Origin of the sequence: Thiomonas sp. FB-Cd, assembly GCF_000733775.1 — a bacterium.
GTDB lineage: Bacteria > Pseudomonadota > Gammaproteobacteria > Burkholderiales > Burkholderiaceae_C > Thiomonas_A.
The window spans coordinates 2,275,982-2,302,391 of the sequence record NZ_JPOE01000002.1 but is presented as its reverse complement, the minus strand read 5'-3'; the positions used below and the strand labels follow the sequence as shown (position 1 = coordinate 2,302,391).

The 26,410-nt window shown below is 62.4% G+C and carries 28 protein-coding genes and 2 pseudogenes; 14 read left to right on the top strand and 16 right to left on the bottom strand.

Annotation, left to right across the window (positions count from 1 at the left end; all coding sequences use genetic code 11):
- Genes CD04_RS0111190 through CD04_RS0111180 form a run of 3 tightly spaced genes read right to left on the bottom strand, consistent with a single transcriptional unit; the run spans position 1 to position 1,176 of the window.
- Positions 1 to 504, bottom strand: a complete 504-nt coding sequence (locus CD04_RS0111190) for a hypothetical protein (RefSeq protein WP_156030233.1) — start codon at positions 502 to 504, stop codon at positions 1 to 3.
- A complete protein-coding gene (locus tag CD04_RS0111185) occupies positions 494 to 889 on the bottom strand; it encodes a DUF86 domain-containing protein (RefSeq protein WP_038167740.1) in 396 nt (131 codons plus the stop codon). The genes CD04_RS0111190 and CD04_RS0111185 overlap by 11 nt, the downstream gene beginning before the upstream one ends.
- Positions 886 to 1,176, bottom strand: a complete 291-nt coding sequence (locus CD04_RS0111180) for a nucleotidyltransferase family protein (RefSeq protein WP_031406789.1) — start codon at positions 1,174 to 1,176, stop codon at positions 886 to 888. The genes CD04_RS0111185 and CD04_RS0111180 overlap by 4 nt, the downstream gene beginning before the upstream one ends.
- 185 nt (positions 1,177 to 1,361) lie before the next feature.
- On the opposite strand from CD04_RS0111180, the gene CD04_RS0111175 reads away from it, so the two are divergent.
- Together CD04_RS0111175 and CD04_RS0111170 are read left to right on the top strand one after the other, a co-directional pair.
- Positions 1,362 to 2,717 carry an IS1182 family transposase gene (locus tag CD04_RS0111175; protein WP_031405719.1) on the top strand — a complete coding sequence of 452 codons (1,356 nt, stop codon included), beginning with the start codon at positions 1,362 to 1,364 and terminating at the stop codon, positions 2,715 to 2,717.
- Between the two features lie 439 nt (positions 2,718 to 3,156).
- Positions 3,157 to 3,357: a hypothetical protein gene (locus tag CD04_RS0111170; RefSeq protein WP_031406787.1), complete on the top strand. Its 201-nt coding sequence runs from the start codon at positions 3,157 to 3,159 to the stop codon at positions 3,355 to 3,357.
- Positions 3,358 to 3,705: 348 nt separating this feature from the next.
- Here the strand turns inward: CD04_RS0111170 and CD04_RS0111165 are convergent, their stop codons facing one another.
- Together CD04_RS0111165 and CD04_RS21765 are read right to left on the bottom strand one after the other, a co-directional pair.
- Positions 3,706 to 3,948 carry a BrnA antitoxin family protein gene (locus tag CD04_RS0111165; RefSeq protein WP_031406785.1) on the bottom strand — a complete coding sequence of 81 codons (243 nt, stop codon included), beginning with the start codon at positions 3,946 to 3,948 and terminating at the stop codon, positions 3,706 to 3,708.
- 55 nt (positions 3,949 to 4,003) lie between these two features.
- Positions 4,004 to 4,207, bottom strand: a complete 204-nt coding sequence (locus CD04_RS21765) for a BrnT family toxin (RefSeq protein WP_231480547.1) — start codon at positions 4,205 to 4,207, stop codon at positions 4,004 to 4,006.
- A gap of 309 nt (positions 4,208 to 4,516) precedes the next feature.
- On the opposite strand from CD04_RS21765, the gene CD04_RS24610 reads away from it, so the two are divergent.
- Together CD04_RS24610 and CD04_RS22625 are read left to right on the top strand one after the other, a co-directional pair.
- The gene (locus tag CD04_RS24610) at positions 4,517 to 4,777 is read left to right on the top strand and encodes a hypothetical protein (protein WP_231480625.1); all 261 of its coding nucleotides are present in this window, start codon (positions 4,517 to 4,519) and stop codon (positions 4,775 to 4,777) included.
- A gap of 328 nt (positions 4,778 to 5,105) precedes the next feature.
- Entirely contained in the window at positions 5,106 to 5,555 is a 450-nt protein-coding gene (locus CD04_RS22625; protein ID WP_156030231.1) for a hypothetical protein, read from the top strand.
- 44 nt (positions 5,556 to 5,599) lie between these two features.
- On the opposite strand, the gene CD04_RS0111145 is transcribed toward CD04_RS22625, so the two are convergent.
- Positions 5,600 to 5,866 (bottom strand): hypothetical protein, encoded by a 267-nt coding sequence (locus CD04_RS0111145; RefSeq protein ID WP_031406781.1) that lies wholly within the window; start codon positions 5,864 to 5,866, stop codon positions 5,600 to 5,602.
- A gap of 50 nt (positions 5,867 to 5,916) precedes the next feature.
- On the opposite strand from CD04_RS0111145, the gene CD04_RS0111140 reads away from it, so the two are divergent.
- Positions 5,917 to 6,417 carry a hypothetical protein gene (locus tag CD04_RS0111140; protein ID WP_031406779.1) on the top strand — a complete coding sequence of 167 codons (501 nt, stop codon included), beginning with the start codon at positions 5,917 to 5,919 and terminating at the stop codon, positions 6,415 to 6,417.
- A gap of 179 nt (positions 6,418 to 6,596) precedes the next feature.
- Here the strand turns inward: CD04_RS0111140 and CD04_RS0111135 are convergent.
- A pseudogene (locus CD04_RS0111135) lies at positions 6,597 to 6,818 on the bottom strand (IS110 family transposase); the annotation flags it as partial.
- Positions 6,819 to 7,229: 411 nt separating this feature from the next.
- Between CD04_RS0111135 and CD04_RS0111130 the strand changes: the two are divergent.
- The 3 genes from CD04_RS0111130 to CD04_RS0111120 all read left to right on the top strand — a co-directional run bounded on the left by CD04_RS0111130 (position 7,230) and on the right by CD04_RS0111120 (position 9,739).
- A complete protein-coding gene (locus tag CD04_RS0111130; RefSeq protein ID WP_231480546.1) occupies positions 7,230 to 8,459 on the top strand; it encodes an AI-2E family transporter in 1,230 nt (409 codons plus the stop codon).
- Between the two features lie 198 nt (positions 8,460 to 8,657).
- Positions 8,658 to 9,236: an antitoxin Xre/MbcA/ParS toxin-binding domain-containing protein gene (locus CD04_RS21755; protein WP_051849121.1), complete on the top strand. Its 579-nt coding sequence runs from the start codon at positions 8,658 to 8,660 to the stop codon at positions 9,234 to 9,236.
- Positions 9,233 to 9,739 (top strand): RES family NAD+ phosphorylase, encoded by a 507-nt coding sequence (locus CD04_RS0111120; RefSeq protein ID WP_031406769.1) that lies wholly within the window; start codon positions 9,233 to 9,235, stop codon positions 9,737 to 9,739. The genes CD04_RS21755 and CD04_RS0111120 overlap by 4 nt, the downstream gene beginning before the upstream one ends.
- 32 nt (positions 9,740 to 9,771) lie before the next feature.
- On the opposite strand, the gene CD04_RS24605 is transcribed toward CD04_RS0111120, so the two are convergent.
- The 5 genes from CD04_RS24605 to fumC all read right to left on the bottom strand — a co-directional run bounded on the left by CD04_RS24605 (position 9,772) and on the right by fumC (position 14,939).
- Positions 9,772 to 10,536 carry a transposase gene (locus CD04_RS24605; RefSeq protein ID WP_231480545.1) on the bottom strand — a complete coding sequence of 255 codons (765 nt, stop codon included), beginning with the start codon at positions 10,534 to 10,536 and terminating at the stop codon, positions 9,772 to 9,774.
- On the bottom strand, positions 10,533 to 11,057 hold the full coding sequence (locus CD04_RS24600; protein ID WP_231480544.1) for a helix-turn-helix domain-containing protein: 525 nt from the start codon (positions 11,055 to 11,057) through the stop codon (positions 10,533 to 10,535). Before CD04_RS24600 ends, CD04_RS24605 begins: the two co-directional genes overlap by 4 nt.
- Positions 11,058 to 11,288: 231 nt before the next feature.
- Positions 11,289 to 12,320: an IS630 family transposase gene (locus CD04_RS0111110; protein ID WP_031406767.1), complete on the bottom strand. Its 1,032-nt coding sequence runs from the start codon at positions 12,318 to 12,320 to the stop codon at positions 11,289 to 11,291.
- Positions 12,321 to 12,445: 125 nt separating this feature from the next.
- A complete protein-coding gene (locus tag CD04_RS22620; RefSeq protein ID WP_051849120.1) occupies positions 12,446 to 13,360 on the bottom strand; it encodes an alpha/beta hydrolase in 915 nt (304 codons plus the stop codon).
- Between the two features lie 184 nt (positions 13,361 to 13,544).
- Positions 13,545 to 14,939 carry a class II fumarate hydratase gene (gene fumC, locus CD04_RS0111100; RefSeq protein ID WP_231480624.1) on the bottom strand — a complete coding sequence of 465 codons (1,395 nt, stop codon included), beginning with the start codon at positions 14,937 to 14,939 and terminating at the stop codon, positions 13,545 to 13,547.
- Positions 14,940 to 15,526: 587 nt separating this feature from the next.
- Here fumC and CD04_RS0111095 point away from each other — a divergent pair.
- The 6 genes and pseudogenes from CD04_RS0111095 (at position 15,527) to CD04_RS0111080 (ending at position 21,986) form a co-directional block, all read left to right on the top strand.
- Positions 15,527 to 18,535, top strand: coding sequence for a transglycosylase domain-containing protein (locus CD04_RS0111095; RefSeq protein ID WP_051849119.1), 3,009 nt, complete (start codon positions 15,527 to 15,529; stop codon positions 18,533 to 18,535).
- A 512-nt stretch (positions 18,536 to 19,047) separates the two neighbouring features.
- Positions 19,048 to 19,152: pseudogene (locus CD04_RS24595) on the top strand (ACP phosphodiesterase); the annotation flags it as partial.
- A gap of 135 nt (positions 19,153 to 19,287) precedes the next feature.
- Positions 19,288 to 19,449, top strand: coding sequence for a helix-turn-helix domain-containing protein (locus CD04_RS24590; RefSeq protein WP_231480536.1), 162 nt, complete (start codon positions 19,288 to 19,290; stop codon positions 19,447 to 19,449).
- 9 nt (positions 19,450 to 19,458) lie between these two features.
- Positions 19,459 to 20,577, top strand: a complete 1,119-nt coding sequence (locus tag CD04_RS21745) for a transposase (protein WP_231480543.1) — start codon at positions 19,459 to 19,461, stop codon at positions 20,575 to 20,577.
- A gap of 14 nt (positions 20,578 to 20,591) precedes the next feature.
- Entirely contained in the window at positions 20,592 to 21,047 is a 456-nt protein-coding gene (locus tag CD04_RS0111085; RefSeq protein ID WP_304413001.1) for an NADPH-dependent FMN reductase, read from the top strand.
- A 150-nt stretch (positions 21,048 to 21,197) separates the two neighbouring features.
- Entirely contained in the window at positions 21,198 to 21,986 is a 789-nt protein-coding gene (locus tag CD04_RS0111080; RefSeq protein ID WP_051849118.1) for a universal stress protein, read from the top strand.
- Between the two features lie 313 nt (positions 21,987 to 22,299).
- On the opposite strand, the gene CD04_RS23725 is transcribed toward CD04_RS0111080, so the two are convergent.
- From CD04_RS23725 to CD04_RS22615, 4 genes are all read right to left on the bottom strand, one after another.
- On the bottom strand, positions 22,300 to 22,692 hold the full coding sequence (locus tag CD04_RS23725) for a hypothetical protein (protein ID WP_197033084.1): 393 nt from the start codon (positions 22,690 to 22,692) through the stop codon (positions 22,300 to 22,302).
- Between the two features lie 262 nt (positions 22,693 to 22,954).
- Positions 22,955 to 24,358, bottom strand: a complete 1,404-nt coding sequence (locus CD04_RS0111070) for a Cu(+)/Ag(+) sensor histidine kinase (RefSeq protein ID WP_031406753.1) — start codon at positions 24,356 to 24,358, stop codon at positions 22,955 to 22,957.
- Positions 24,348 to 25,031 (bottom strand): heavy metal response regulator transcription factor, encoded by a 684-nt coding sequence (locus CD04_RS0111065; protein WP_031406751.1) that lies wholly within the window; start codon positions 25,029 to 25,031, stop codon positions 24,348 to 24,350. Before CD04_RS0111065 ends, CD04_RS0111070 begins: the two co-directional genes overlap by 11 nt.
- 610 nt (positions 25,032 to 25,641) lie before the next feature.
- Positions 25,642 to 26,358, bottom strand: a complete 717-nt coding sequence (locus tag CD04_RS22615; protein WP_156030225.1) for a Spy/CpxP family protein refolding chaperone — start codon at positions 26,356 to 26,358, stop codon at positions 25,642 to 25,644.
- Positions 26,359 to 26,410 lie beyond the last annotated feature (52 nt).

Below are 26,410 nucleotides of genomic sequence, written 5' to 3'. Positions count from 1 at the left end.
CTAATGTGCCTCACTCGATGCCATGTGCGGCTCGCCAAAGATATGAGGGTGAGCCCACTGCGCCGCGACCAGGCGAGCATCCGCGCCCGCCAACCTGAGCGGCAGTTTGGGTAGCGTTTGTGTGATCTCGCGCAGCGCATCGGTCAGCAATGCCTCACTACCGAAGACGGTTCCAGCTAGCCCTGCGAATGCCGCTGCATGCGGGCTATCGAGAACATTCACGATTCGCGGCCATGAGGGAGGCGGTTCATCTAGCTCCTGCCCGTCAGGCATGCACCAGGCCCAGACCTCATCGCTTACTTGGCCCCACCCGCCGACTCGGGTCGGCAACGCCTTCAGGATGCAACGACCCGAAACGGGACCGTGCCATCCATCCCATGAAGCAAACCCGAATTGAACGTCGGATGATGCAGATTGGCTATCGCAGACCCACGTTTCATCGTCCACCGTCTGCTCATACAGGAACATCCCAGCGCCGAGATCGACGAACTTGCTACTCGTCATGGTCCGCCCCGGCTAAGCCGTGGTTGGTGCATACCTCAATGAGCGCCGATGCGACGCTGCGTTTCAAAGCGTCAAGGTCATCGCGAACCGTTTTCCAGACGATTCCGAGATCCACCTTGAAGTACCCATGTGCGACGGCATTGCGCATCTCGTAGGCCACGGCGAGCGGCAAATTGGGGTTTGCAGCGGCGAAGTCGCGATGCCGCTTGATGATGTTCCGGCTGGCTTCGCCGATGATCTCGAAGTTGCGGACCACCGCGTCCTGGACCAGGGAGTTCTGCGCGAACGCCACTTCGTCCATGCCTGCGGTGTAGCGCTCGATGCGCTCGATGGCGTCCAGGATGTGCCCGAGGTAGTCGGGCAGTCGGAGATCGTCGTGAGTCACACCGGCCTCGCTTCGGCGATGACCCGTGCTCGAAACTTGTCCGGCAGTCCGTTCGGCGTCAGCACATCAACGGGCACGCCCAGGAGCGCGCCCAGTTCCAGTCGGATCGCGCCGATGTCGAACAGCGACGTTTCGGCGGTCGGGTCGATCAGCAGGTCCAGGTCGCTTCCCTCGGCGTCGTCGCCGTGCAAGACCGACCCGAACACGCGCGGGTTCCGGGCGCGGTGCGCCTCGACGATCCGGCGGATCGCCGCGCGGTGCGACTCCAGGGCTGCCGATGGTTTCATGACGTGCGCTCCACAAGGTAGTCCGATTTCATCCTAGGCGACGCTCGCCTCGGTGTCAACATCGCAATCCGAGATTGCACTTCTGTGACGCGCATCTGCTGCTAGGAGCCTGTCGGACTTTCGAGGCTTTCGGATTTGAAGGCGATGCATGACAATGGAGGCAGTGCATTCCTGGGTTTTTTGCGATGAGCCGCTTCGTTAGCGTTGACCGAGACACTGCCTACCTCCTGCCGCCATCGGTGGACGAGTGGTTGCCGCAGGATCACTTGGCACGGTTCGTTGTGGAAGTCATCGATCGCCTTGATCTGGACGATCTGGTCAAGCAGTATGCGGGGCGCGGATCGGCGGCGCATCACCCTGCCGTGCTGCTGGGGCTGCTGATCTACGGCTACGCCAACGGCGTGCATTCGAGCCGCAAGATTGAGCGCGCGACCTACGACTCGGTGGCGTTTCGCTTTGTTGCCGCCAATACCCACCCCGATCACGACACGCTGGCGACGTTCCGCCACCGCTTCCTCAAGGAAGTCGAGTCCCTGTTTGTGCAGGTGCTGGTGCTCGCACGCGAGATGAAGCTGCTCAAACTCGGACACATTGCGCTGGACGGCACCAAGATCGACGCCAACGCCAGCAAGCACAAGGCGCTGTCGTGGGCGCATGCCAACAAGATTGAGGCGCAGTTGCGCGAGGAAGTCCAGGGCCTGCTGGCGCTGGCGGAGACGAGCGATCGCGCCAGCGCGCCCGACGGCATGGATGTGCCCGCCGAGATCGCCCGGCGGGAGGATCGCCTCAGAGCCATTGCGCAGGCCAAGGCCAAGATCGCGCAGCGCGCAGCCGAACGCTTCAAGACGGAGCAGCAGGAGTTCGAGGCCAAGCAGGCCAAGCGCCAGGCCCAGCGCGACGCGGGCAAGAAACCCCGCGGCAAGGACCCCGAGCCGCCCCAGGCGGGTCCCATGGACAGCGACCAAGTCAACCTCACGGATGAGGAGTCACGCATCATGCCCGTGTCGGGCGGGAGCTTCGAGCAGAGTTACAACGCCCAAGCCGGCGTGGACACCCAGACGATGATGGTGATCACCCGGCATGTGAGCCAGGCGCCCAACGACAAGCGCGAAGTCGTGCCCACGCTGGAGCAGATTGTGGCGTTGCCTGCGGTGCTGGGCGAGGTGCAGTCCCTGATTGCGGACAACGGCTACTGCAGCCAGGCCAACGTGATCGCCTGCGGCGATGCCGGGGTCGAGCCGCTGCTGGCGCTCAAGAGGCAGTCGCATCACACGCCCGTGATGGAGCGCTTCGCATCCGATGCGCCCGACCCTCAGACGACGGATGCGGTGGAGCGGATGGCGCACCGGCTGCGCACACAGGCTGGGCGAGCCCTCTACAGCTTGCGCAAGCAGACGGTGGAGCCGGTGTTCGGCATCATCAAGCGGGTGATGGGCTGGCGCCAGATGAGCCTGCGTGGGCTGGCCAAAGCGCAAGGCGAGTGGAGCTTGGTGACCATGGCCTGGAACATCAAGCGCATGTACGTGCTGCGCGCGGCGTGAGGGAAAATGCGCCCCAATCACGCTAAAACCGAGTCCTCAGGCGGCCTCATGCCCCCTCACTGCGCCGCCTGAACCCTCCAGAACACTCGATCAGCGCGCCGCCGTCCAAAAAAACGCGCCGCACTGATTATCCGGGTTCGCTCGAACTCAAGTCCGACAGACTCCTAGGGCGGATACACACTCTAATCCGGATACCCATTTAAACCACTTGGTACCTTCGCCGCAGTGTTGGGGTTCGTGCCGGTTTTGCGCCACCTAACTTTGATGACGGAGCCATCGTTTTGACATGGCCGGCGCTTTATCGCTGCTATTCAAATCTGCCCTGATCCCCGGAGAGTCCAAGACACCGAGAAATCTCTCTGTCAAGCAAGACTGGACTTGGACTTGTTGAGTATGTGAAATCTATATATATTTCACAGGGATCCTCAAGGGAAACATCGTGGCCGTCACCTCGTTCAACATCGACTCGAAGCTCGAACAGACGCTCGAAACATTGAAGGCGCATTACCACGCAAGCTCGAAAGCAGAGATTTTGCGCAAAGCCGTCGCATTGCTTAACGTCGCCAGTCGCAGTGAGCAGGAAGACGGCTCGATCATCATTCGGCAAAATGGCCGAGACGTGAAGATCATTTTGCGGTGAAACAGTCTGCGTCGGAGAGTTGGTCGATCAACCGCCATGAGGAAGATGTCTGTGCCGTTAAAGACGGTCCTCTATGGCTAAAAGAGTTGTTCCGGGAGCCGCCGGCGACTGCAATAAAGTGCGTTGGCGTCTAGGCGGCCGTTCGCCTGGACGTTCCCTTGGTTGAACATCAGTCGACTCTTATAGGGACGGGCATGACCTTGATTGCAATATGGTGTGCGGGCCAGTGATCGCCATGCTGTTCGGTCTGCTGACCGCAGTTCGGCCTTATGTGGAGCTCCACATAAGGCCGACGACCAGTCTCCCGTGGAGCGGGTCGGCCCCAACTCCAGCCCGCCGCCATGGAGTTCAGGCCGTGTGCAATTCCTCGCGGATGACGCGCCGCAGCGCGTCGAGGGTTACCGGTTCTTTGCTCGATGCCTCGCGCAGCGCCGCATTGATGAGCGTTTGATAGCCCACACCTTTTTGCTCGGCCTGCTTCTGGAAGGTGTCGATTACGTCCGCGTCCAGATAAATGGTGATGCGCTTTTTGCCGGGCGTGGTGACGACTGCGCCGCGTTTGCCTTTGCTGAAATCGTACTCTTCACGCATGGTATTTCTCCGTTTCGCCTGGGCTGGCCTTGCGGGCCGAAATGATGCGCACGGCCTATCCGCGTGGCGTATGGACAACCACCAACATGCGCCCCAGCGTGTCCATTCCCAGGGTGATGAACCGCTGTTCACCGCGTGCGTCCGGGTCTTCGATGGTCAAGGCCATGTCGTCATGCAAGGCCTCTTCGGCATGGGTGAAACTCACCCCATGCTTACGCAGATTGCTGCGGGCCTTGGCCGGATCAAACTCAATGTCCACCGCTGCAATTATACATATTCAATGCATATACAAGGCGCGCCAAGTGGCGGCCTGCCATCTGTCCTGCTATGCCGCCACTGGAATTCACGCAGGAGCGGGCCAATGCTGAAAGACATGGCCGGATTGTTCCTCTGCCAATTCCAAGTACACGCGATTCTGCGACCCTCGCTCGCCTGGACATGCCGATCAGGCTCTGGAGCCAGTGCTTCGCGGCCTGTCGGGCGGCAGGATCAGCCTAGAAACGCGAGTCCACCACGATCCTGATCTTGGTGGTGGCCACACCAACGGCTTGGTGGCTGGCGCCCAGCGCTGGGGCAGACCGGTGCGGCGCAGAGCCATCTTGCACATCAGGGTGTTGGCGTCGGCGACGTTTTCCTATTCTTCGGCTGGTTCCGCCGCGCCGAATCTGTTGCCGGTTGCTGGCGGTACGCGCCGGACGCTCCGGATCTGCATGTGCTCTTTGGCTGGCTCGAAGTAGACGAGGTGCTGCCGGTCGTGACGCAGCGGGATGGCGTAGTCCGTCGCCACCCCTGGATCGTTCATCACCCGCGCGTCGCACCCCCGGATTGATATACAGACCCGCGCAACACGCTGTATGTAGGACGCTGCGCTTCGGCGTACGCGTCGACAGGCACCGTCGGAGGCGGTCGCTTCTGGCTGATGCAACTGGAGTTGCAACTCACGTCTCCGGGCCGTTCCCGAAGCGTCTGGTCCTTACCACGCTGGTTTACCCCCAGGGTCGGAAACCGCTGAGCTACCACCCGCGCGACGAGCAATGGGAAATCCGGGGCAATGAGGCGATTCTTCGCTCCGCCGCGAAAGGCCAGGAATTCGTCATCGACGGCGCTTACTACCCCGAGTTGGGAGCTTGGGTGGCCAGTCTGATCAGGAGAAATGCGTGAAGTTGCTAAAGTATGTCATAACCACCGATTCGGGCCTCACCCCCAATCCGCATTTCGATGTCTGTTCTCTGGCACTTTGCACGCCGAACCACAAGAATGCGAGGCTCCAGCCTGGAGACTGGGTCATAGGTCACTCGACCAAGTCCACCGGCTGCCGGCTGGTCTACGCGATGCGCTTGACCAAGGTGCTTGGCATGAACGAGTATTTCCAGCAGTGCCCGAACAAGCGGCTTGACTCCCTTGGGGGCTTGGAGCGGCAGTACGGGGACAACATGTATTTTCAAGAAGGTGGTCGATGGCTTCGCATGCCATCAGCCGAGCACAACCATCCCGATAGCTTCCAACAGGATCAGGGGCGTCGGGTGTTGAGCAACCCACGTGGCTATGACGAAGAGACCACGGGGTTCGATGTGGGGAAGGTGATCGTGTTGGCGCGGGACGCTTGAACCTTGTTTGCGCGTCGTCTGCACGGGGACAGGGCCTCATTACACTAGCCGTGCGCCCCTGCACCGCCCTTTGTGTTCACGTTCATCGTCATGCCGCGCCGAAGACGTTCACGACCCTCGCAGCCCTCCAGTTTGGGGATCCTCCTGACCCTGTCCTGGTGGGGCCGTGGATTGCTGGGGATTGCCGTGTTTGCGGGGTTGCGGATGTCCACCGCGTCGTTGTCGGCCAGCCTGTTCACACGCGCTCTGGCGCCGATGCTGACGGCCTTGGACAATCTGGCGCTGCTGTTCTTCGGTGCCGTCGCGCTCATCGGGCTGATCGGACAGATCCTCGATCAACGCCGCTGGGCGCCATCGAAGGTTGGGCGCGGGACCGCAGGGGCAATTTTCCCCATGGATTTGGGACCCCGACCTGGGGACAGTCGAGCCGGCGGACCGCGAGGAAACCGAAGCTACGTTTGGGCTGCTCAGCCGCTTCATTGCCGACCTGGCGCTAAAGATCCGCAACAACCTGGAATGCTTCGAGCCGTTGTTCTTGAAATCGCCTAAGCTGGCACACTTGGTTGACTGGTTCGACGGGCTCCTGGGTGGCACACGCTTTCACCCCAGGCTGTGGGAGCACGTGGTCCAGCAAGCACCCAATGTGTTCGAAGTCATCGGCCGATTGAGCGACCCGAAGATCAAGCTGAGAGGCCAGAACTCGAAACGCTGGTTGCGATCAATGTGCTGGGGCTCGCTGTTGCCTTGGGAAGTCATGTATGGACGACCCCGGCTTGTCAAGCTTCGCGCGCTGTTGATGGAGGGGAAGGAGATTGCAGCCATGTTCCGGACTTTGGTTCGGGCACATGCCCGCTGTCCCTGATGGAATGCGCTGGCGGCCTCCTCGATCAGCAAGCGCACTCGAAGTGCTCTGACTTCTACGGGCTTTGGCCGCCACGGTCTGACCTGCTTTGCCATCACGTCTTGATCGCCTGAGCAATCGGTGGTTGTCGGTTCTCCTTCTGTCGTGCCGCTCGTTGTCTGTCGACGCCGGCGCCTGGATCAGGCTGTCGCGCGTGCCGTGTAGCCTGGTTGGTACTCGCGGTTGTGGGCCAGGAGCGCCCACACGATCCGTGCATTCTTGTTGGCCAGCGCGACCGCCGCGACGTTGGCGTTGCGCCTGTGGATCAGCTTGGCCAGCCAGCCGACCTCATTGGCTTTGCGCTGGGCGCTGTCGATCACTGATCGCGCCCCGTGAATCAGCAGCGTACGCAGATAGGTGTCATCACTCCTCCTGTGGAACAGAGACTCAGGCGACTTTCAGGTCGCACAAACACGTTCTTCGCCAGATCGATCCAGATGGTCGTAACCTTCATGATGGACGATCCTATCCGTTCAAGTGGACTGACAACCCCTCCACTTAGGCACATCGATGCCGCCGCGGGTGGGGGCGTCCATCCCATGAGCAGACAGCTGGCTGACAAGTCAGCGCCGCCACCCTATGTATATATAGGAAAGTAAAACACCACGGAGAGCCGCATAGACATTGACTCTACGAGAAATTTGAACCCACCGATTTTTATTTTTGATGGGTTCCTAGGTCGAAGAACTTGCTCGTTGCCCTGACTCAAGCGTTTGCGGTGAGCAGGACGAAACCGCTGGCGCCAGCTCCAGCCAATGACTTCACCGCAATCTATGCAGATCGTTTCGCTTGCTATCGTTTCGATAACTTTTGGTGAACACATTATGCGCAAATCCGACGCAAACAACCGGACGTCACACCTTGGGCAAGCAAATCAGGAGCACAGCCCGAGCGAGCCGACGCCATTGCCGCTACATGTGCCGATCAACACTCGCAGCATGTCGCTTGGTCTTCTAGCCGCGTTGGCAAGTATTTTCGTATTGAGCTGGGCCAAGGCCGTTTTTATACCGCTCATGACGAGTCTGATGCTGAGCTATGCACTGTCGCCGGCCGTGAACTGGCTGGGACACCGTCGCATACCGCGCTGGCTCGGCGCCGCCATGATCCTGTTGACGATTTGCAGTGCGATAGGGATTGCTTCGTACTTGCTTAGCAACCAGGCGACGCGCTTGGTTGTCGCGTTGCCGGCTGCGGTCGAGAAGTTCAAGATGGAAATCAAGCCGAGCGATGCCCATCACGACACAACTCTTGAAACAGTGCAAAAGGCCGCGAACCAGCTCGAAAAAGCGGCCGGCAGTCAGACCGAGGTCCACAATAGCCATGAAGCCATGCGCGTGATCGTCGAGCCTTCAAACTTCAATATCAAAAACTATTTGTGGTCAAGCACAATCGGCTTGCTGACCCTGTTGGGTCAGACTGCAGCCGTGCTGTTCCTGACCTACTTCCTGATCATTTCTGGCGACAGCTTCCGGCGTAAATTGATCAAACTAGCAGGCCCAAACCTGAGCAGCAAAAAGATCACGCTGCAAGCACTCCATGAAATCACCGAGCAAATCCAGCGCTACCTTCTCGTGCAGATTTTCACGAGTGCGCTGGTGGCTGTGCTCACCGGCTTAGCTCTGCTGGCGCTGGGCCTGCAAAACGCCGCTGTCTGGGGCGTCGTGGCGGGCGTCTTGAATCTAGTGCCCTATGTCGGCTCCCTGATCACGGCTTCGACATCTGGACTGGTTGCTTTTTTGCAGTTTGGCTCACTCGACATGGCCTTGGTTATCGGTGGGGTCTCCCTCACGATCCATACCCTGGTTGGCAATTTGCTAACACCTTGGCTGACCAGTCGTAGCAGCCAACTCAGCCCAGTGGCCGTATTTGTCGGATTGCTTGCCTGGGGGTGGCTCTGGGGCATCTGGGGTTTACTGCTCGGTGTGCCGATTCTGATGATTGTCAAAGTCGTCTGCGATCGTTTGGATGGCTTGAAACCGATCGGTGAGTTTCTCGGAACTTAAGCGGCATCCCTGACCTGCCCCCCGCTGGCCGCAAGCAACGGTTGCACAGGGTTTGCGTTAATCGCCACAAGCAGTCGCCCATTGCGTTTGCACGAGCATCCGCTCCAGGCTGATTGCCCCTTTCGGCACCGGCACTGCGCCTGTGGTGGAGTTTTGCCATGTGACGTATAATTTGTGCCATATGGCAGGAGTAACAGCATGAAGCAGTCTAGCCAAACTTTCACCACCAAGCCCCAGAAGGGCGCCTCCAAGGTTGCCGCAACCGTCGCGGAGAACACGCGCACCACTGGGTATAAGAAGGTCCATCGAATCCCAGGTAAGAAGGCCGTGAAGGTGAAGACCTTCACCGGCGGAATGGGTGAGCGACAAGCCGGTGTGTTCGTCGCTTTCGCGGGCTCCAGTGTCATGGCCCACGATGCGGTGATGAAGGGTGTGTCAGGCAGGACGTTGACCCGCATCTGGGAGAGCACCAGGGGTACCCTGCCCACAGATGCCATTCTCAAGGCCATTGGCGTGAGCGCACGCACCGCACACCGCATCAAGGCCGATCCGGACAAGCCGCTGGATGCGCGCACGACGGACGGGATCTACCGGCTCGAGTCCGTGCGCGCCATGGCAGAAGAGGTGCTCGGCAGCACGGAGGCCGCCAACGAGTGGCTGAATACCGAGGCGATGGGTCTGGAGTTCAGGAAGCCGATTGACTTGGTGAGCACTTCGCCGGGCGCCGAAGCCGTCAAGACCCTGCTGCAGCGAATGAAATACGGGGTCTACGCTTGATCCCGCTGCCGGCGTCCCTTGGCGGCACGGGTTCCCTCACGGGGTGGACGCTCCAGGACGCGCGCTATGCCGACACCTGGAACTCAGGCATCGGCTCGGCTACGTACGGCGGCCGCTGGAACTCCATCGGCAAACGCGTGATCTATGCGGCCCTGGACCCGGCCACCGCCATCCTGGAGGTGGCGGTGCACAAAGGGTTTAAGGTGCTCAACACTGTCGCCCACAACCTTTACTCGTTCACGATCACCGATCCGGGCCGAGTCCATGTCGTGCAACCGAGTGGCGTGCCCAATCCGCACTGGCTCCACCCAATCCCACCGAACAAGGACCAGCAGGAGTTTGGCGACCAGCTGATCGACGCCCACCCGTACGTGCTGCTGCCCAGCGCGGTGAGCGGGCACTCGTGGAATCTGCTCGTCAACGTGACGACGGCGCTGCCGCTAATGACCAACATCCAATCCGAGCGCTTCGCCCTCGACCCGCGGCTGCGCGCCAATCCTTGACCCCGCACGACTTGGCATGAACTCTCCCGCCGCTAAACGCATGGCGTTGTAGCGGGGGTTTCGCGGGTCACAGGCCTGGACTTGCCACGTTGCCGTGGCAGAGGTTTGGGCCTCGCCGCCACGCCCGTCCCAGGCGTGTCCTGCGTGTTGTGCGCGTCGATGAGAACCACCATTGCGCTGTTCTGGTCGCGCGGCGCCGTGTGCCCGCACTGCGGGCACACATGCACACGCTGCGCCAACGTCTTGGGAGCGAATTTCCAGCACGCCGAGCAGCGCTGCGACGGTTTGATCTGGCGCGTGTTGCTCAGATGCAGCCGCGTACCAGCTTCTTCCGCTTTGTACGCGAGCATCGGATGCGCCATGCCGAACGCAGCCGAGAGAATTTCCCGGTTGAGTCCGGCCTTTTGCCGCACGCGACGGCCCGGTGTCTCCACCGTGCCGAGTGCGCTGCGGCTCATGTTCTTCGGTGCGAGTTGTTCGGTGGCCAGGACGGCGCACTGCCGCACCATCTTGGTTGTTTCCTTGTGCACGAAGTCCCGGCGCAGGTTGCCGATGCGATCATGCAGCCGGGCGATGGCACTGCCAAGCCGCTTGTGCCGAATGGAGCCCCGGCGCTTGCGTGCGCGCTGACGTTGCAGCGCGGCAAGGCGCAGCAGTTCTTCACGCAGCCAGCGGGGATTCGCAATGATCTGTCCATCGTCGAACGTGGCCCAGTCGTTGACCCCGAAATCCACGCCACGTCGAAAATCACCGGTGCGCTCACGCGCACAGGCCGCATCGGGCACGCGCAGCGTCACCACACAAACCACTGACCGTTGTGGCGCGTGAGCGTGATGTCGTTGGGTTCGGCATCCGGCCCTAAGCGGTGCCGTCCGCGCGCCCGGATGGACAAGGCCGCGTCGCCACTGCCAATGCGCAGGGTTGCGCCGCTGCCGCCATGCTGCATGAACTGCCAGCTAGCCGGGTCGGGATACGCAAAGCCCGAGAACCGCTTCGCGGATTTGAACCCGGGAAAGCCGGGCGTCTGCCCGGCCTTGACGCGGCGGAAGAAGGCGGCAAAGGCCAGATCGAGGCGGCGCAGCGTTTGCTGCAGCGCGTGGCTGCCGAGTTCGTTGAGCTCGGGCCGATCGGCCTTGATCTGCGGCAATGCGTTTTGCTGCGCGTAATAGCTGATGGATTTGCCCGCCTTGCGCCAGGCGTCGATGCGTTCTTCCAGCGCCGCGTTGTACAACTCGCAGTGCAGCCGCGTCCAAGCCTCAAGCAGCGCAGCTTGCGCGGCATTGGGATACAGCTTGAGCGTGACTTTGCGCCGTTGCATACTGGTATTTTATCCAGCCTGGAGAGGAACAACAAGCGAAACCCGCCCGCTTGACCCCCTCCTGCCCGGTCGGCTTCGCCTGAGCGACGCTGTGCGTCGGGCCGGGCGAGGAAGGGGAATGCGCGAGCATTTGTTCAAGGTCTGTTTTTCGCTGACCATCCGCCGGCGCTCACAACGAGCCGACCTGCGGGCCCGGTTGGTGATGAAGAGGAAGGCGCACCGCATGCTTCCTCAGCAGTCAGTAATATAGGCAACACTTGGGTGCCGGAAGAACGAACGGATCAGGTCTGGTTGCGCCGCCATGTCGGCCAGTTGCAGCTGGATGCGATCTTCCAGGTTTTCGCCGGCGCGCAGCGGCCGCTGGGCATTGCCGGTGGGCTTGGCATGGCTCCACACAAGCTCGTCGGGGTTGAGCTCCGGGGCGTAGCCGGGCAGGAAGTGCAGCGAGAGCTTGCCCTTCAGTCTGGCGACGTACGCCTTGGCGGCGCGGGTCTTGTGCGCGGGCAGGTTGTCAAGGATCAAGTGCAGCGGTTTGCGCTGACCACGCATCAGGCGACGCAGGAAGGTCACGAACAGATCGCCATTCAGGCCGCCCTTGTACGTGGTGAACCAGAACGCTCCCTTCGCATTGACCGCCGAGGCGGCACTGATGCCCTGGCGCTGACCGGGCACGTCAACCACCGGCGTCTGGCCTTTGGCTCCCCAGGTCTTGCCGTGCACCGCATCGGCGCGGAAGCCGGATTCGTCCCAGAAGTAGATGTCCGCCTCGTCGCGCTTGGCCTCGCGGGCGATCGCAGGGTAGGTCTCCCGCTGCCAGCGGGTGATGGCTTCCGGGTCACGCTGGTAGGCTCGCTGCAACGGCTTGTGCGGCGTCAGCCCGACCCGCGCCAGCAGCGCCCCCACCGACGCCAAGCTCAGTGTCACGCCAAAACGCTGCGTGATCAACTCCCCCACGATCTGGCGCGTCCACAACCCGAAGTCGAAACCGTACTGCTGCGGGTTCTTGCCGTTGACCCAGCGAAACGCCTGACGTTCTTGCGCGTCGGTCAACGTCCGCCGCCCCGGCGCTTTCCGCAACCTCAGCGCGCGCTTGCCCTTGCCGCGTCCCCGTGCTTTCAGCCGCACCTTGTAGGCCCAACTCCGGTGCATCCCGAACGACGCCGAGATCGCCGCCGCCGACTCGCCCTCCACCATCCGCTCCAGCGCCATCAGGCGCATCGCTTCCAGCGTTTCACGCGTCAACGTACGGCCATCAATCTTCATGTCAGCTTCGACCGTCGTCACGGCAATTTGTGCCCTAATCTACTGACCAATGAGTAAGCACGCAGCCCAATGCATCGTGGTCGTGACGCAGCAGCACGATGCAGCGGGTCGGCTCGAGCGAGGCGCTAGGCGCCAAGCGTGGCACGAAGGTATTCCGCCTGAAGTCGCGACGCCTCGTTGAACCGATCACCAGGCTGGTACAGCAAGCCGAAGTGGCCGTCACGAATGTCGTGCCAGCGCTTCTCTGTTGGGATCAGGTCAAATGCTTGTCGGGTGACGTCGTAGTTGGCATGCACCATCTCGTCTTCCGGGGCCACCATGAACAGCGCCTTTGCTTGCACGTATGGAGCGCATAGGAAAGGGCTGTAGGTGATCGGTGTCGGCGGTATGACCCGCGTCACCTCGTTAGACCATCCGGACCCGGGGCGACCTCCGTACTCGATGAACCAGCGGAACGCCTGGATCGGGGCAAGTAGTGACGGATAAGCCAGTTGGCTGGGTGAGACCACGGGGATCGGGCCTGTCGTGGTCTCAGGTGTCCCGCGGATGTCGCCAGACTGCAGCGTCTGCTGAATCTTCTCCATCGTCGGGCGGCTCGGCGGGACCGAAGGTGCGACAGGTCCGAACACAGGGCACTGCGCGACGATGACCTTCGGCCGTTCGTCACAGGCGGAGATGACGACCACCTGGCCGCCGGTGTAGCTGTCGCCCCAAAGCGCCAACTTGTTCGGGTTCACTTGTGGCAATTCGAGAGCAAAATTCAAGGCATCGCGATATCCGCGGCACTGAACCCATGGGTTGATCTCGCGGCGGGGTTCGCCGCTACTTCGCCCGAAGCTCCTGTGATCGTAGATCAACGCGGCAATGCCCGCCTGGGCGAAGGCTTCGGCGTACTCGATCGCGACCATCTGAATGGTGGCCGAAGTGCCGTGAGCCATGACGACCAACGGCAGCTTCCCGGAGTGGCCGTCTGGAGTGATCAAAAAGCCTCTCAGCGTTGCGCCTTCAGACTGGAACTCGACAGCTTGTTCCACCGGCATAGGGCACCTCCCCGGAGCGTGATTTGACGCCTGACATATGCACATAAAAGCGGAAACGAGCCGGCATCGACATCAGCGCGAACAGCCCGACGAACCATGCTAGATCAGGTTCCCACTCCACTTCGCGAATTTTCGGAAACTGTCGCTTTAGCAAGTCATTTTCGGTCGCCTTGGCGCGGGAGTGTCAACTCCCCGCCAGCCCGCTGCCCACCATCGTTTCGGGCCGCACGATGGCGTCGAACTTCTCCATGTCGATCAAGCCAGATCTGAAGGCCGCTTCGCGCAGCGTCAACCCTTCGGCATTCGCCAAATGCGCAATGGCCGAGGCTTGGTCGTAGCCGATGACCGGAGACAAGGCCGTGACCAGCATCAGCGACTGACCCACGAATGCATCGATGCGCTGCCGGTTCAGTTGCGTTTCGCTGACCGAATACTGCTGGAACTTCTCGCAAGCGTCCCCGAGAATGCCCATCGCATGCAAGACGTTATTGACGATGATGGGGCGCATCGCATTGAGTTCGAAGTTGCCCTGGCTTCCGGCAAAGGCCACCGCGTTATCTTCGCCAATGACCTGAATGCATACCATCACCATGGCCTCGCACTGGGTCGGGTTGACCTTGCCCGGCATGATGGAGGATCCCGGCTCATTCGCAGGCAGGATCAGTTCGCCCAACCCGCAGCGCGGCCCGGAGGCGAGCCAGCGCATGTCGTTGGCAATTTTCATCAGCGCCACCGCAAGCCCACGGATGGCCCCCATGACGGCGACCATGGCATCCAGAGAGCCCTGCGCCGCGAATTTATTCGGCGCGGTGATGAACGGCTTTCCAGTCAGTTCGGCGATCTTGGTGGCCATCTCGCGGCCGAAATGCGGAGGGGCATTCAAACCGGTGCCCACGGCTGTGCCGCCTGCCGCGAGTTCATATAAAGCGGTCTTCTCCCGTTGAATCCTGGAAATCGCATCACGAATCTGGTGGGCGTATCCGGACCATTCCTGCCCAACCGTCAGCGGAATCGCATCCTGAAGATGGGTCCTCCCGGTTTTGACGACCTCCATCCACCCCGCCGCTTTGGCCTCAATGCAGATCGCCAGAGCATCGACCTTGGGGATGAGGTGCTCGTCGATGGCCATGAGCGCTGCAATGTGCATGGCTGTGGGGAACGTGTCGTTGGACGATTGCCCCATATTGACGTGGTCGTTGGGATGCACCGGGTCCTTGGAACCAATTTCTCCGCCCAGAATCTGTGTCGCGCGGTTGGCCAAGACCTCGTTGACGTTCATGTTCGACTGCGTGCCTGATCCTGACTGCCAAACGTAGAGCGGAAATTCGGCGTCGAGCAGTCCTGCCATGGCTTCGTCTGCGGCTTGAACGACGGCATTGGCGCGGTCCGCGTCGAGTCGACCTGCCGCCAGGTTTACCAGCGCCGCGGCTTTCTTGACGCAGCCGTAGGCGTGATAGATGCGCTTGGGCATGCGATCCTCACCAATGGAAAAGTGCAGCAGGCTGCGCTGGGTTTGCGCACCCCAGTACCGGTTCGCCGGCACGTCGACCTGCCCCATCGAATCCGATTCCGTGCGCATGCCAGTGGCGGCAATGCCGATGGGCGGAACCGCGCCCTGCTGTGCGTTACTCTGAGCCATGCTCTGTTCTCCGGCCTATTCGACAAGGGCCTCGTACTTCTGGGGATAATGCATGCGCCGCATCCAGTCAAGCCGATTTTCGTGCTGTTCCACTTAGCCGGGGTCCGCGTCAACGATGTAGCGGTCCACATTCACCGCCGCGTGAGGCTGCAACGGGCAGCAAGCCATTCTGTTTACGGAACAGCGGAACCCCCTTGCTTTTGCCCCTCGTCCCACGAGCGCATGGATGCACCCGGTTGCAGTGATTGGGTGCGGCTGTTGGCATCCGCCTCGGCCGGAGCGAGCGGCTGCAAGAATGGGTCCTGTCGCCCGCGGTGGCGAACGTCAATGGCGGTGAGATCCCAATGCCACTGACTTGCGAAGTTCCAGGCTCATCAACAACCGAATAGGCACTGCCTCGCCCAGGTCTCGACATCAGGCGCACAGGAATATTTCGAGCCCTTGTGCGCGTCGTGTCCACGGATTGTCAGGTCGCGCGTTCGTCTTCCATACGGCCATGCAAGGCTCCGACTGAATGATGGATTTAGATGCGATCGAGAGCCAGACTGGTAGGGTGGGGAATCCTCGTTGTTGTGGTTTCGAGCCTGGCCGCCGGGGCCTGGTTCGAGGCGCGCACGTCCTGGCTCGAGGCGCACCTGCTGTCGCGCTATGCGCGATCGCTGACGTTCACCGTCTCGCAGGGCCCGAGCGACGCGATCGTGTTTCCGCGCTCAGGTCCGTATGATCTGAGCTTCGGTTATGCGTTGATCCCGCAGTTCGCGCAGCGCCTGCAGCGCGAGGGATTTATCGTGGCCGAGCAGGCGCGCATGTCGCCGCGCATGCTCGCGCTGGCGCGCATGGGGCTGTATCCGCCGTATCGCGAGAAGGATCAGGCCGGACTGGTGCTGCGCGACGCGCACGGCATCAGCTTCTACGCGGCGCCATTCCCGGCATCGGCCTACGCGAACTTCGCCGCCGTGCCGCCGCTTCTCGTTCGCACCCTGCTGTACATCGAAGATCGCGATCTGCTCGATGCCGACCAACCGATGCGCAACCCGGCGGTGTCGTGGAGCCGTTTCAGCCGTGCGCTCTTCGACCAGGCGCGTTCTTTTGTCGAGCCCGCGGCGAGCAGGCCGGGGGGGAGCACGCTTGCCACCCAGATCGAGAAGTTCCGTCATTCGCCCGGCGGTCGAACGGGCAGCGACATCGATAAGCTCCAGCAGATGGCATCGGCGTCGACGCGCGCGTACCTTGGCGGGGTCAACACGTTGACGACGCGCCAGCGCATCGTCGTCGACTATCTGAACACGGTGCCGCTGGCGGCAAGGCCGGGGCTGGGCGCGATCCACGGACTGCGCGATGGGCTGCGCGACTGGTATGGGCGTGATCCGGGCGCCGTCGATGTTTTGCTGAGATCGTCGACGGTGGCGCCGGCGGCCCAGGCCCTCGTGTACAAACAGGCGCTGTCGCTGATGATCGCACAGCGCGCGCCAACGCATTTCCTGTTGCACGATCCGGGCGCGCTCGACAGGCTCACTGACAATTACTTGATGCGTCTGGGTGCAGCCAAGATCATCCCCGCGTCGTTGCGCGACGCCGCACTGAGGCAACCATTGCAATTTGTGCCCGTGCTTGCGGCGGGGCCGAGCGTCTCGTACGTGGCACAGAAGGCCGCGACTGCAGCGCGCGTGCGGCTCAGCCAGTTGCTCGGTATGCGCGATCTGTATGCGCTCGATCACCTCGATCTGGGCGTGCGCAGTACCTTGGACGACGCGGTGCAGCGCGCGGTGACGGCGCGTTTGCGCGCGGCGGCCACCACGACGGGAGCGGAGTCAGCGGGTCTGTACGGCCACAACATGCTCCTTCCCGGCGCGGACCCCGCTCACATCCTGTTCAGCTTCACGCTGTACGAGCATGTGGGCGGGGCGAATCTCCTGCGCGTTCAGACTGACAGCGGCGACCAGCCCTTCGACATCAACCAAGGCGCGCGGCTCAACCTCGGATCGACGGCCAAGCTGCGCACCATCATCCTGTATCTGCAAATCGTGTGGCAGTTGCACGAGCGCTATGCGCAGCTGGATGCGCCGGCGCTGCGCCGTGTGGCCGTGGCGCCGCAGGATCCGATCAAGGCGTGGGCATTGCGGTACCTAGAGACGACTCGCGACCGTGCCCTGTTGCCGATGTTGTGCGCCGCGCTTCAGCGCACGTACTCCGGAAATCCGGGCGAGGCATTTTTCACCGGCGGATCGCTGCAGCGATTCAGCAATTTCGATGCGGACGATGACCACGCCGTGCTCAGCTTGGCCACTGCTTTGCAGCATTCCGTCAATCTTGTGTTCGTGCGGCTGATGCGCGACATCGTGCGCTACGAGATGGACAGCCGCTCCGATCTGGCTGCCCAGGTCATGCGCGACCCGCAGCTGCGCATCGCATACCTGCGGCGCTTTGCCGAGTCCGAGGGCGCGGTATTCGTCGAGCGTTTCTATCGCAAGTATCGCGCTTCCGAAGCGCAGGCGATGGAAACGGCGCTGCTGGCCAATGTGCCTGACGCGCCCTACCGCAAGGCCGCCGCGATCCTGGGGATCGAGCCGCGCGCGACGCCTCAGCGTTTTGCCGAGCTGATGCGTGCCTCGCTGCCCACCGCGAAGCTCGACGACGCGCTCCTGGACGCGCTGTATGAACGCTATGCAGCGTCGCGTTTCGACCTTTCCGACCGCGGCTTCCTTGCGCGCGTGCATCCGCTGGAGCTGTGGGTCGTGTCTTATCTGCTCGAACATCCGCAGGCAGCGTTGCGCCAGACCTTGCAGGCCAGCCAGGCTCAGCGCTTGCAGGTCTACGCCTGGCTGTTCCGCACCCACGACCGTCGGCGCCAGGACATGCGTATCCGCATGGTCCTGGAGGCCAAGGCGTACCAGCGCATCGCGGCGGCGTGGCGCGGCCTCGGTTATCCGTTCGCCACCGTAACGCCGTCGTTTGCGTGCGCGCTCGGCGCATCGGGCGACCGCCCGGCGGCGCTGGCCGAGCTCATCGGTATCGTCGTCAATGGCGGCATGCTCGACCCGGTGCGCCAATTCGGCGAGCTCGACTTCGCCACCGGTACGCCGTATGCGACGCGCCTCACGGCGCCGACCGCACCGGGCCGGCGCGTGCTGCCGGCGGCGATCGCCGAGGCCCTGCGACCGGTACTGCTGTCCGTCGTCGATGGCGGCACCGGGGTGAGACTGCGCGGAGCCTATCGCCTGGCCGATGGCAGCGATATTGCCGTCGGCGGCAAGACCGGCACGGGAGACCAGCGCTTCGACGTCTACTCGCCGGGAGGGCGATTAATCGAATCCCGCCGCGTCAAGCGCTCGGCGACGTTCGTGTTCTTCCTCGGCGACCGCTTCTTCGGCACGATCACTGCGTATGCGCGTGAGCCCTATGCCGCGCGGTACCGTTTCACCAGCGCGCTGACCGTTGAGCTCCTCCGCGACCTGGCACCGCAATTGATGCCGCTGATCGCGCCGCACGCGAGGCTTGCGCCGCAGCCCCCGAGCGGCACGCCCGCGGCTGACTGAGGCTCAAGCACAATCATCGAGCATGAGCGCACCCACCCCTATTGAGCTTTCGCTAAATAGCGACATCACCACAGGCCGGCCTGAACCCAGCACGCGGCGACGATCGATGGCCGGCGCGGTTCGCTCGTGAGCTTGGCACGAGCAGTGGAGTTGAGATGAACGCTCCCGCCACTCAACCGCACGCGCGGTTGTCGTGGGGGGAGCGTTCATTCCATCCACGTGGAAGGGGCCCCACCACCATGACCGCTGAGCGGTATCAGCGTCGCCTCGACCGCACGGTAGAACTTGTCTCCGATTGGCCTTCCAACACTTTTTGACCCCCTCGTGGCAGAGCGGGCGTGCCGTTGAGGCAACCCGTTCAAAGGCTCGCCAGTGTCTTTGCATGGCGTGAGTTTCAGTGGCGGGTCGGGGCGAAGCGCCTGCGCATGCGCGCGATCAGCGCATTGAACTCAGTACTATCCAATCGAGCGCTTTAGCGAGGCTCCTGTCATTGAGAAACCAGGAGATGCCAGATGGACAAGATTCATGACGTTGCCCTACTCGTTGGAAGCCTGAGGAAGGATTCGATCAATCGCAAGGTGGCCAATGCGCTCATCGAACTTGCTCCTGCGGGCTTGAACAAATGCCCGCGCATTCCCCTTCCTCACCCGGCCCGACGCACAGCGTCGCTTAGGCGAAGCCGACCGGGCAGGAGGGGGTCAAGCGGGCGGGTTTCGCTTGTTGTTCCTCTCCAGGCTGGATAAAATACCAGTCTGCAACGGCGCAAAGTCACGCTCAAGCTGTATCCCAATGCCGCGCAAGCTGCGCGGCTTGAGGCTTGGACGCGGCTGCACTGCGAGTTGTACAACGCGGCGCTGGAAGAGCGCATCGACGCCTGGCGCAAGGCCGGCAAATCCATCAGCTATTACGCGTAGCAGAACGCATTGCCGCAGATCAAGGCGGATCGGCCTGAGCTCAACGAACTCGGCAGCCACGCCTTGCAGCAGACGCTGCGGCGGCTGGATCTCGCCTTCCAGTCGTTCTTTCGCCGGGTCAAAGCTGGTCAAACGCCCGGATTCCCGCAGTTCAAGGCCGCGAAGCGGTTCGCGGGCTTTGCCTATCCCGACCCGGCTGGCTGGAAGCTCATGCAGCACGGCGGCCGTGGTGCCACGCTGCGCATCGGCAGTGGAGACACGGCCCTGTCCGTCCGGGCGCGCGGGCGTCACCGCTTCGGGGTTGAGGCAAAACCCAACGACATCACCCTCACGCGCAAAGGTGGTGGGTGGTTCGTGTCGGTGACGCTGCGCGTGCCCGACGCGACCTGTGCGCGCCGGCGCACGGGCGATCAGCGCCGCGGGGTGGATTTCGGGATCAACGACTGGGCGACGTTCGATGATGGACGGACCATCGATAACCCGCGCTGGCTGCGCGAGGAACTGCCGCGCCTTGCCGCGCTGCAGCGGCAGCGCGGCAGGAAGAAGAACGGATCGCTGCGCTTCAAACGGCTCGGGCGTCGCATCGCCCGGCTGCACGAGCGTATCGGCAATCGGCGCCGGGACTTCGTGCACAAGGAAACAACCAGGATGGTGCGGCAATGCGCCGTCCTGGCGACCGAGCAATTGGCCCCGAAGACCATGAGCCGCAGCGCGAAGGGCACGGTGGATGCACCGGGCCGGCGCGTCAGGAAAAAGGCCGGACTCAACCGGGACATCCTCTCGGCGGGGTTCGGCATGGCGCATCCGATGCTGGCGTACAAAGCGGAAGAAGCTGGTACGCGGCTGCATCTGAGCAATACGCGCCAGCTCAAACCGTCGCAGCGCTGCGCGGCGTGCTGGGAACTCGCTCCCAAGACGTTGGCGCAGCGTGTGCATGTCTGCCCGCACTGCGGGCATGTCATGCAACGCGACCAAAACAGCGCGTTGGTGGTGCTCATCGACGCATTCAATACGCAACACACGCCTGGGACGGGCGTGGCGGCGAGACCGAAACCTCTGCCATGGCAACGTGGCAAGTCGAAGTCTGTGACCCGCGAAACCCCCACTACAACCGCGCAAGCGGTTTAGTGGCGGGAGAGTTCATGCTCAGCATCGTGGAAATTGGGCAACTGCCGATCTATAACCAGGATGGCGATGAGAATCCGCCCACAGCATGGTCGACGTTCCGCGAGCGGATCAAGGCGGCCGACGCGGTTCTGTTCGTCACGCCCGAACACAATCGCTCTGTGCCAGCGGCATTGAAAAACGGCTTGGATGTCGGCTCGCGGCCTTATGGCAAGAGCGTCGGGAGCGGCAAACCAGGCGCAGTCGTCAGTGCGTCGCCAGGCGCCATCGGCGGGTTCGGCGCCAATCACCATCTTCGACAATCGCTGGTGTTCTTAAATGTTCCTGCGATGGCGCAGCCAGAAGCGTATCTCGGTGGCGCCGACAAACTGTTCGATGCAAGTGGCAAGATGGTCAACGAGGGGACGCGCAAGTTTCTGGAAAGCTACATGCAAGCCTATGCCGCATGGGTTGGAGCAAACGCCAAGGCTTGACGATGGGCATGGCCTTGGCGTGGACGCGTCCAGAGGAGTGGCCGATCGGCATGATGGGTTGAGCTGGGTCAATTCGCTTGACGACTAATCGCCTAATCTTCAGTGTGTGGGCCGGCATTGGCCATGATCTGCCACACAAGGGGATGCCAAATGAACTGTTACCGAAGCGTCTTGGCGTATCTGGGGGAGACCGCCCAGGAGCGCAAGGTCTTTGGACTGGCTGCGAAGCTGGCAGCAGGACAGGGCGCTGATGTGGACGCGGTGCATCCAATCGAAGCGGTTGTCGCCGGCTGGATGGCCGAGCTGGCGCGAGGTTCCGGCGTGCGCGCGGAACATCACGTCATTGACCGGGGCCCTGCGCCGCTGATCGAGCGCGCACGCACGGCAGACTTGCTGGTGATCGGGCAGCCTTGGGACGCGGGCGAGGGCCGGCCGTCGTCATTGCATTTCGCCTCGCAGCTGCTCATCGGTGCAAGCTGTCCCGTGTTGTTCGTGCCAGGTCCCGAGGCGTTGGCCGAGAATTGTTGCTCGCGTGTGCTGGTGGCCTGGGGGCCGGGGCGAGAAAGTGCGCGCGCCTTGAGGGACGCCCTGCCACTCTTGCAGCGTGCAACCGACGTCCAATTGCGCGCCTATGGTTCGAGGCAGGCGCCCGCTGCGGATTCGCTGGCTGCGGCGAGTGCTTACCTGCGGTTGCATGGGGTGAATGCCTCATACGCCGCCGAGCGCATGGGCGACATTGCGTTCAATGAGCGGATGATGACGCCCACCGTGGTCGACGCCTCCGTGGCAGACTTGCTGTTGTCGCATGCCACCGACATGGCTGCGGACCTCATCGTGATGGGCGGCTACAGTCATTCGCGCGCGCATGAGTTGTTGCTCGGCGGCGTGACGCGCTCGATCCTGTCGGCGATGACGGTGCCGGTGTTCATGTCGCATTGACAGCACGTGGCGATCCGATCGCGGCTGTTCGTTGGTCAGGGCGGCCAGACATCAGCCCGGATCTCGGGCGCCATGGCCGAACTGTGGTTTCGTCTGAGGTAGCAGCGTGGCGTGGCGACGCGGTCATGCGGGCTGGGAGGGAGCTCGACGCCCGCCCCGGGGCCAGGCAACGGACCAAAGGCTGCGCGGCCCCAGCGCTCTCGCGGACGGGTGAGGTCTTGCGCGCCGGCCAGCGTTGGACGACGCATGTCTGCTGGGGACCTCGGCATCGTCTCCGCCATCGCGACCGGGCGGCCCACGACCCCCCGGGCGCTCAGGCATTGCCGGTGCGCTTGCACGGCGGCGCGTGCCAGCACGCGTCGGTGTGCAAAGGCAATGCGCGTGCAATGGTCAGATCGATTGCCAGAACGCTGAGCCGATCAGCGTGGCCACCAACAACCAGCCGCTGGTAGCAGGCGCCCACTTCGCGCACATCGTGCCCGCTGACTGCGAGCACGGCCCAGGCGTCGCCTTCGCGAAGGCGTTGCAAAGCCGCTTCTGGCGTCACGGGCTGAGAGTTGGTGTCGCTGCAATCCGAGGAGGACGAAGCAAAGCGCACACGAAGGACGGAGTGTTTGGTCGGGGAATCCACCGGAGGGTGCGACGGCGCATCAATGCTCACCGGCTGGTGAGTTCCAAGTCCGAGGGCGTATGCGGATCGACGCATTACAGCGATGGCATATGACAAAAGGATGACAGCCTCGTCTCGTTTGGAGCGGCGCGCGTGGAATCTGGCAAGCTGCGGAACAAGGCCGAGCGACAGGTTGGTGCAGAGCCGTGCCCTCACGCAGTCCGGACCATGAGTGACGCCACGCCATGTGCGCGCCCTGCTTGGGCTGGTGGGCTTCGTGTGCACCATTGCCGATCCGTGGGCTGGGGGCGCGTGGCCGGCGCACCACGCCATGGAATGGCAAACTCGTGTGACGGCGCTATGTCTGGGGGCCTGCCGCGCGAAGGTGCATCACGAAACACGTCGTCCCGTGCGTTGACGTCACCGAGACCTCACCGCCGTGAGCTTCGACGATCGATTTGACGATGGCCAGCCCCAGGCCAGCGCCTTCGCCGCGCCGTTGGCGTGAGGGATCAACCCGGTAGAAGCGCTCGAAAAGATGCCCCAGGTGTTCCGGCGCAATGTCAGGACCCGGGTTGCAGACCTTGACGCTGACCCGCTGGCCGTTCTGCGACAGGCTCACGACGATTGCTTGGCCGGATGGTGCGTAGCGGATCGCATTGGTAATCAAGTTGCTGAGTGCGCGGCGCAACATCGCGCGGTCACCATCGACTGCACTGGCACCGCCTTCGAGTTCGAGCCCCACCTTGCGCTCCTCCGCCCAAGCCTCGAAGTAGTCGAACAGGGCCCGCACTTCGACCGCGAGATCAACGCTCTCGGTGCGCTGTTTTGTGAGACCCTGCTCGGCCTGGGCCAGAAACAACATGTCGCTGATCATCGAACCCATGCGCTCAAATTCCTCGAGGTTCGAATAAAGGACTTCCCGATAGGCCTCGACGTCGCGCGCCTTGGACAGCGCCACCTGGGTGTGCGTCGTCAGGTTCGTGACAGGGGTACGCAGCTCGTGGGCAATGTCGGCCGACACATCCCGCAGCCGCAGAAAACTCTGCTCGATGCGCGTCAACATCGCGTTAAAGGCGATCACAAGATCAGCCAGCTCAACCGGAACCTGTTGGGGACTCAGACGTACATGAAGCCGCTCGGTCGTCATCTCACGCATTCGGGCGCTGATGCGACGAAGGGGCGCGTGCCCCTGCTGCACAGCCAGGCGTGCGATGAACACGCTGACAACGCTTGCCAGCAGCGTTCCTGCCCACAGCGCTTCCTGCAACTGCAGCAGGTATTGCAGATGGAAGTCGATCGTCGTGGCCATGACCACGGTGTCCCGGCCGCTGCGCAACACCGCGCCGCGGTAGGTGTGTTGTGGCGTCTTCCAGACCACAAGCGTATCCAGGTTGAGGCTTTCGGCCGCAGGAGTTCCGCGCGTCAACGCCGACAGCGCTGGCGGCGTCGTCTCGTAGAGACGGTGGCCGCTGGCGTCGCGCACAAGCACATAGACATTGTGGCTTCCCGCCACCGCATCGGCCAGCCTGCGTTGTTCCGATGCGCCGTTCGTTGCGCGATTCATCGATTTGAGTGCTGCACTGACCGACTGCCACGCACCCTGAAGCTCGACAAGGTCCATTTGCGCGAAATGCCGTTCGATCGAACGCTCGATGCCCCAGGCTGCAAGCAGGAACATCGTGGTCGTCGCGAGCCCAACCAACAGTGTGACGCGGACCGCCAGGGAGGTCGGACGGCGCATGCCATCGTCACGGCGCATCGGGCACATCCAGGGTGTAGCCCATGCCGCGCACGGTCTGGATCAGTTTGGGCTCGAAGCCATCATCGATCTTCGCGCGCAGGCGCCGGATGGCGACGTCGATCACGTTCGTGTCGCTGTCAAAGTTCATGTCCCACACCTGCGAAGCAATCAAGGAGCGGGGTAGGACCTCGCCCTGGCGGCGGATCAGAAGTTCGAGAAGTGCGAACTCCTTGCTGCTGAGGGCAATGCGTGTCCCGCCTCTGGCGGCGCGACGACGGGGAAGATCGAGAATCAGATCAGCCACCTGAAGGGACTCGGTCGGCGGCGCACTACGCCCGCGCCGCAACAGCGTGCGCACGCGCGCAAGCAGTTCAGTGAACGCGAACGGCTTGACAAGATAGTCATCGGCACCCAGCTCGAGCCCCTTGACCCGATCCTCGACGCTATCGCGCGCGGTCAGGAACAGCACCGGCGTGTCGTTTCCGCTCTCGCGCAGCGAGCGCAAGATGCGCCAACCATCGACGTCGGGCAGCATGATGTCAAGCACGATCAGATCGTATGCCATGGTCATCGCCTGATGATGGCCATCCAAGCCGCTGCGCGCCCAGTCCACGATGAATCCGGACTCGGTGAGTCCCTGCTTGAGATACGAGCCGGTCTTGATTTCATCCTCGACAAGCAGCAGTTTCATCAACGCTCCCGAACAAAGTGACCGCCTTCAATTCTGCCCCGTATTGCCCGACTCGAGCGGCAACGCCAACTGCAGGCAAAAAGGAGTATGACATTCTTGCAAACGACAGGGTTGGGCTGGCCAGACGGCGCCTGATCTGTTCCATCCTCGATCGCGCTGGGGGGTACATTCCGCCGTAAACTGCGCGGCAAGCTCCCACGGTGGCGAAAAGTCGCCTGGCATGCGGCAGCCAAATACTAGCCGCACCTGCGCCTGCTGTGAGCAGGTGGCAAAAGACGGCCGCCAAACGCCGGTCTGCTTTGCGTGCACGAAGTGCAGCTTCGAGGACGGCGCCGAGCGTGTCAGCCCGTTCACAATGTGCCAAGCGCGCGGGGGGCAGCCATGCCACCGGAAAAAGCAGCCCGCCGGTGCACATCAAGGGGCAACTCTGGCGCGCGTCTGAGCCGCGCAGGACTCTCGGGCGCTGACCACGGAAAGGATCTCAAAAGCCCGATTATTCGGACCGTCGTCAGCAGGCCGTACAAAGCTGCATTTCGGTGCTTTGTACGGCCCGGCTTGGACCTCGTGAGTTGTTTTCGGTCTCAACCACACGGTCACCCGTGTACTGCGTCTACTGCGAGCGCCATGGTCTGCCCTGTTGAAGTTTGGCGCGCTGCTCTGGCGTCAGCACGGCGTCAATCTGCTTGACCGCCTCGAGGTGATTACGCAACATCTGCAGGCGCAGGTCCTCCATCGCCTTGGCTGACTTCATTGCCGCGTCAACGTCAATCTTTCCAGCCTCAAAGTTGCGCGAAGACGCCAACATCGCCGCGTGCATTTGCGGCATCAATGCCCACTGTTTCTTGAACTGCGCGTCTTCGATCGCCGCAATCTTCTGCTGCTGGGCATCGGTCAAGCCCAACGCGGCGCCTGCACCATGCCCCCACATGCCATAGCCGCCATAGCCGCCGCCCATCATCCACGGGCCCATGCCATAGCCGCCATAGCCACCGCCCATCATCCACGGGCCCATGCCGAAGCCGCCATAACCACCACCCATCATCCAGGGGGCGCCATAACCGAAGCCTCGTGCGGACGATCCGGGGCCATAGCCGCCAGGCCCGCCTCGGTGATAGCCTGCACCAGAGGCGTAGCCACCACCACCGGGAGCATTGCCCCACGGACCATAGCCGCCCATCATGCCAGGCCCCATACCGTAACCGGGCCCATAGGAGGGGGCTGCAGAGCTGGCCGGCTCGGCAGCGTGCGTCGCGACAAAGCCGCCCGCGGCCAAGGCCAAGGACAGCGCAGGTGCGGCAACGAGTGCACGCATGGTTTGCTTGTTCATGATGATCTCCTTGTGAAAAACGAAAACGCTTGCAAATGGCCCCGTTACCACA

Bases quoted from the DNA above. Each gene is read 5' to 3' on its own strand.
- CD04_RS0111180 (WP_031406789.1), bottom strand. From the start codon at position 1,176: ATGAAACCATCGGCAGCCCTGGAGTCGCACCGCGCGGCGATCCGCCGG.
- CD04_RS24600 (WP_231480544.1), bottom strand. From the start codon at position 11,057: ATGCAACGGCGCAAAGTCACGCTCAAGCTGTATCCCAATGCCGCGCAA.
- CD04_RS0111165 (WP_031406785.1), bottom strand. From the start codon at position 3,948: ATGCGTGAAGAGTACGATTTCAGCAAAGGCAAACGCGGCGCAGTCGTC.
- CD04_RS0111070 (WP_031406753.1), bottom strand. From the start codon at position 24,358: ATGCGCCGTGACGATGGCATGCGCCGTCCGACCTCCCTGGCGGTCCGC.
- CD04_RS0111085 (WP_304413001.1), top strand. From the start codon at position 20,592: ATGCTCAGCATCGTGGAAATTGGGCAACTGCCGATCTATAACCAGGAT.
- CD04_RS22615 (WP_156030225.1), bottom strand. From the start codon at position 26,358: ATGAACAAGCAAACCATGCGTGCACTCGTTGCCGCACCTGCGCTGTCC.
- CD04_RS22620 (WP_051849120.1), bottom strand. From the start codon at position 13,360: ATGCCGGTGGAACAAGCTGTCGAGTTCCAGTCTGAAGGCGCAACGCTG.
- CD04_RS0111130 (WP_231480546.1), top strand. From the start codon at position 7,230: ATGCAGATCGTTTCGCTTGCTATCGTTTCGATAACTTTTGGTGAACAC.
- CD04_RS0111190 (WP_156030233.1), bottom strand. From the start codon at position 504: ATGACGAGTAGCAAGTTCGTCGATCTCGGCGCTGGGATGTTCCTGTAT.
- fumC (WP_231480624.1), bottom strand. From the start codon at position 14,939: ATGCGCACGGAATCGGATTCGATGGGGCAGGTCGACGTGCCGGCGAAC.
- CD04_RS0111095 (WP_051849119.1), top strand. From the start codon at position 15,527: ATGCGATCGAGAGCCAGACTGGTAGGGTGGGGAATCCTCGTTGTTGTG.
- CD04_RS23725 (WP_197033084.1), bottom strand. From the start codon at position 22,692: ATGCGTCGATCCGCATACGCCCTCGGACTTGGAACTCACCAGCCGGTG.
- CD04_RS0111110 (WP_031406767.1), bottom strand. From the start codon at position 12,320: ATGAAGATTGATGGCCGTACGTTGACGCGTGAAACGCTGGAAGCGATG.
- CD04_RS0111175 (WP_031405719.1), top strand. From the start codon at position 1,362: ATGAGCCGCTTCGTTAGCGTTGACCGAGACACTGCCTACCTCCTGCCG.
- CD04_RS21755 (WP_051849121.1), top strand. From the start codon at position 8,658: ATGAAGCAGTCTAGCCAAACTTTCACCACCAAGCCCCAGAAGGGCGCC.
- CD04_RS0111080 (WP_051849118.1), top strand. From the start codon at position 21,198: ATGAACTGTTACCGAAGCGTCTTGGCGTATCTGGGGGAGACCGCCCAG.
- CD04_RS0111145 (WP_031406781.1), bottom strand. From the start codon at position 5,866: ATGAGCGCGACGGCACCGAAGAACAGCAGCGCCAGATTGTCCAAGGCC.
- CD04_RS0111065 (WP_031406751.1), bottom strand. From the start codon at position 25,031: ATGAAACTGCTGCTTGTCGAGGATGAAATCAAGACCGGCTCGTATCTC.